Origin of the sequence: Vibrio thalassae (assembly GCF_900089835.1) — a bacterium.
In the GTDB taxonomy this organism is placed as follows: domain Bacteria; phylum Pseudomonadota; class Gammaproteobacteria; order Enterobacterales; family Vibrionaceae; genus Vibrio; species Vibrio thalassae.
In genome coordinates this window covers 1-4,560 of record NZ_OANU01000076.1, presented here as the reverse complement: position 1 = coordinate 4,560, position 4,560 = coordinate 1, and the positions used below count along the sequence as shown (strand labels likewise).

4 protein-coding genes and 1 rRNA gene are annotated in these 4,560 nt (G+C 42.6%); all 5 read left to right on the top strand.

What is annotated here, in order from left to right; all coding sequences use genetic code 11:
- Positions 1 to 194 (top strand): transposase (locus VTH8203_RS17695; RefSeq protein ID WP_279627160.1); only part of this gene is annotated, 194 nt, incomplete at its 5' end.
- A gap of 355 nt (positions 195 to 549) precedes the next feature.
- Complete coding sequence (locus VTH8203_RS17690; protein ID WP_096994854.1) at positions 550 to 1,506, top strand: helix-turn-helix domain-containing protein; 957 nt, start codon at positions 550 to 552, stop codon at positions 1,504 to 1,506.
- A gap of 45 nt (positions 1,507 to 1,551) precedes the next feature.
- On the top strand, positions 1,552 to 2,322 hold the full coding sequence (locus VTH8203_RS17685; RefSeq protein ID WP_096994853.1) for a hypothetical protein: 771 nt from the start codon (positions 1,552 to 1,554) through the stop codon (positions 2,320 to 2,322).
- Positions 2,323 to 2,450: 128 nt separating this feature from the next.
- The gene (locus tag VTH8203_RS17680) at positions 2,451 to 3,701 is read left to right on the top strand and encodes a cyclic di-GMP phosphodiesterase (protein ID WP_096994852.1); all 1,251 of its coding nucleotides are present in this window, start codon (positions 2,451 to 2,453) and stop codon (positions 3,699 to 3,701) included.
- A gap of 564 nt (positions 3,702 to 4,265) precedes the next feature.
- Positions 4,266 to 4,560, top strand: a 16S ribosomal RNA gene (locus VTH8203_RS17675); the annotation flags it as partial.

The following is a 4,560-nucleotide window of genomic DNA, read 5'->3' as shown; positions in this document are numbered from 1 at the left end:
CAAAAAGGTTCATTATTGAAACGATTAATGACCAATTAAAGAATATATCTCAAATAGAGCACTCAAGGCATCGCAGCTTACATGGTTTTATGTTGAATTTACTTGGCGGACTAATCGCTTACTGTCTGAAACCAGAAAAGCCATCACTCAACATCACAAACACTGAAAAGACAGGATTGATGGCGATGGCTTAAACCGATCTCAGGTTAAAAAAGCCAATCATTAGCCTTTTTGTGACATTTCAATTGGTTTGTTATGACATAATCGCCATAAGCTCTGAAGTGACACCTGCAGAGTGAGTGATAGGAACTAACGAAGCGCTTGCCGCACGACCATTAGTGAGGCCGACGTCGAAATATCTTATCGGTAAACGTGACAAACAGTGTTCCCACATATCCCCCCGTTTGGTTATCTGATTACAATCAAAATATTCCGTCATCCACCTAGAGCTGAATTAAATACGGCTGCGACGTCAAAGCTCTCATCTTTCTCTGTTTGTTTATGGGCAGTCGAAGCGCTAGAATCTAGAGAACAGATAGGAGAATTACTGTGAGTACAAAATTTACCCATATAGCTTGGCAACAAACTGACATCACAGCTAATGAGAAGTTAGTATTATTGAAATTAGCAGATATTTCCGGCCAAGATGGGAATGTGGTATTTGTACTATCGGACATTGCCAAAGAGTGTTTGTTGGGGGAGTTTGGCTTAGCTGATGTCTTAACTAGTCTCGCCAATAAAGGGCTATTAACCAAAGGGCAAGTTGAGTCGACACCTCTGGGACAAAAGCATCACTTCACATTAATAAGCTCTGAGCCGAATCGATTACCCGTTATTGAGGCGTCGAGTGCTGCTCCGACTGCTCGTCAGCCTTCCCGTGTGACGACTATGCAAGAATCTAGTGCTCCAGGTTGGTCAGTTCCATCTCTTGATCTTTATAAGGTTCCGCCTAATAGCAGAGACAGTGTGTGGCAAAACTTCGTTCGCGAGCATGGTACCAACACAACGAACATTACACGTTTAGCGCGTCAGCTAGAGGACTGGCTTGAGTATTCGAAACGATCTGGCAGTCTGCAAGCGGTCATTGGAGAGCAGCAACCAAATTATCGCAAAGAGCAAAACAGTAACTTTGGGTCTAAGAATCAAAGTGCCCAGCCAGCAACGAATAGCCAGTATTTATCGACTCATGATCTCAATGAGTTCGAAATTCCAGATTGGGCCTCTCAAACTATCGCTTTTTCTCGGTTGGAAATTGATCCTAATTTGTTCTGGGAAAAATTTGTGGTTTATTACAAAACACGAGCGAATGAGTACACCAATGTCACTCAAATGCTTAATAAGCTAAGGTTGTGGATAGTCAATGAGAAACAGGCAGAGGATCGCCGCAAGCAAGCTGAAGAAAGACGTCGTCAATCCTATCAAACGTCTAACAAATCTGGCGATGTGAGTCCTTCAGAAGAATTTCGAGAGTACTTACGAGGACAAGGTAAGAACCCGAATTTTTAGCTCTTGAATAGAGCGCACTTTGCATACTTTACATAGGTAATAGCCATGAGTAACAGCAACAAGCCGAAAAACGTTGATTTTGGCACAATGGAAAGAAAACTCAGAGAAATGGGGGTCAGCGGTAGCCTTGAGCACTTGAAGGCCTCAAAAGCTGTTACTCCAAAAGATGAGCGTGTACCTCAGGAGTTACGCTCGACTGAAGTGATGGCCACAGCATCGTCTCGCGTTGTCACCACGAATGAGATTGAGCAAGAAAGACAACCTAGCGATTGGTGTAACTATATATTCGGTACCTTACTGAGTATTTACGAGTCGACGTGGATTAAATCTTACGGGCGACGCCCGACGGGACGTTTTCTCGACTTTGCGGATAGTTTGACGGAAGCAGAATTAATGCGCGTGATGCAGCATTGCCGAGAGAGACTGCAGGCGGGCGAAAAATGGCCACCAATAATGGGAGAGCTGACCTTGCTCAAGACTCAGCTTACCGAATCAGAGTCTTTGGAGGCAATGAACCGCGTCATAAATAAAGAGCCAAATAATCAACTTGAAAAGTGGATTATGCAAAATAAAGGCTATGAACTGCGCCGCTTACCTCAGTCGATGATTGTTCGTCGTTTTAAAGAGTTTTACCGAGAGGCTATGAGCTTACAAGAGAAAGGTAAATTGGTGACAGAACTGCCAAAAGGTTTAGCCCAGCACTCAGTGAAAAACCTCGTAGACCTTAAACGAGAAGAGTTTGAGCAGCAACATGGAACAGCACTAGACCCAAGAATTGCGGCTATTCTGAATAAAGGTAACAGAGAACAAGAGTAGATTGTCTGAGTAGAAAAGTGCTTGTTGTTAAATTTATTATTTGGTCACAGTTTAATAATAATTAGATGAATTAGCACATGAAGTTATTTAAACTCGCTGAGTGTTTTATGATCAGTTGCAGTTAAGTTGTGGCAAGTATCAAGATTTCAGTGGATCGAATTCAGCCGGGCCTCCATGTTCGGCTTCCTCTCAAATGGAATGATCATCCATTCCTATTCAACGTTTTTAAGATTAAGTCAGACGAACAAGTCCACATTATTAAGCAGCTTGGGGTGAAATTCGTTTATGTGAATCCGGACTTAAGTGATGTACTGCCACTCCCTGCGCAACATGCCCCCTTAAAACCTAAAACTCAAATTCAAGCGAGCTCAGATCAATTATGGGAAGAGAAACAAAAGCGTATAGAAGAGCTGAGTGCATATAGAAGACGGGTTTCTCGATGTGAGAAAGAATTTGACCGCTCACTGGCCAGAATTCGCAATGTGATGGCTAAGTTACGCAGTAGACCAGAGCAAGCGACGAAAGAAGCACGTTTATTAGTGGATGATATCGTTGATACTTTACTGTCTGAAGATGAAGTCACGTTGCATCTAATGGGAAGCAAAAGTGAGTTTGAAGATATCTACTTCCATAGCCTAAATGTTTCGGTGTTATCCATGATGATAGCTAAAGCTCGGGGCTTCGAACCAGAAGAAATAAAGCTGGTCGCCTTATCGGCACTGTTCCATGATATTGGTAAAGTGAAAATTCCTCCGGCTATATTGAGAAAGACGACGCCACTGACAGAGCCAGAAACGAACTACCTAAAATTGCATACCCAATACGGCAGTAATATTGCAGGTATGATGGATACCTTACCGCAAGAAGTCATTACCGTGATTGAACAACACCATGAACTGTTGGATGGTAGCGGTTATCCGTTAGGGCTGAAAGGGGAGGAAATTGATACTTTCTCGCAGATAATTTCTGTCGCTAATGCCTTTGATAACTTGTGTCATCATCAAATACCAAGCGAGAAGAAAATTCCCTATACCGCATTATCCTATTTATACAAACACACCAAAACGTTGTACAACCAAGAAAATCTCGACGTTCTTATCAAGTATATGGGGATTTACCCACCAGGTACCGTAGTAAAACTGTCTAATGAGATGGTTGGTCTTGTTGTTTCCATTAATAGCGGTAACTTACTCTGCCCCAATGTGCTGATTTACGACCCCACAGTCCCTAAGCTACAAGCACCTATTATTCCTCTTGAAGAAAAAGAGTTGAAAGTCAAATCAGTGATTCATCCAGAAAGATTACCGAAAGAGGTTCGCGAGTACTTAAATCCAAGAGCATGTATTTCTTATTATTTTGAAGACAATACTTCCCGCTAACGGTGACCAAAACCTTGTTAGACGGTTAATTAATACATACTTAGATTTAGCAACACGAACAGATTGAGAGAGCGTTGTTCGATAAACCTCCACTTTTACGTGCTTTTGGCTAATAAAGCCGCAAATGGCGTATTTTTAAATATTTTCTTTAAAAAACACTTGCCAGCGTGATCCGGATCTCTATAATACGTCCTCACTGACACGGCAGAGCCCACAAGGGTTCAGGCGAGAGTCAGTAAGGCGTTTAGCTGACAAGATGGTCTTCTAGTTGGATTTGAAAAAATCAAAAATAATTAGAAAAAGTGTTTGACACTGAGAATCATCTCGCTAGAATAGCCGCCTCTTCAAACGGAAAGCGAAACGCAGAGTTCTGAAGAGAATGTTCTTTAACAATATAAACCTATCAATCTGTGTGGGCACTCGTTGATGATAATCAAATTAGATACTTCGGTATCAAATTAGGTTTCAATGAAACGAAGTGACCATTGAATCGAAAGATTCAGCACAGTCAATTCAAACATTACTTATGTAATGTTCAGTATTCATTGAGCCGAACAAAATCTTAAATTGAAGAGTTTGATCATGGCTCAGATTGAACGCTGGCGGCAGGCCTAACACATGCAAGTCGAGCGGAAACGAGTTATCTGAACCTTCGGGTGACGTTAACGGCGTCGAGCGGCGGACGGGTGAGTAATGCCTGGGAAATTGCCCTGATGTGGGGGATAACCATTGGAAACGATGGCTAATACCGCATAACGCCTTCGGGCCAAAGAGGGGGACCTTCGGGCCTCTCGCGTCAGGATATGCCCAGGTGGGATTAGCTAGTTGGTGAGGTAATGGCTCACCAAGGCGACGATCC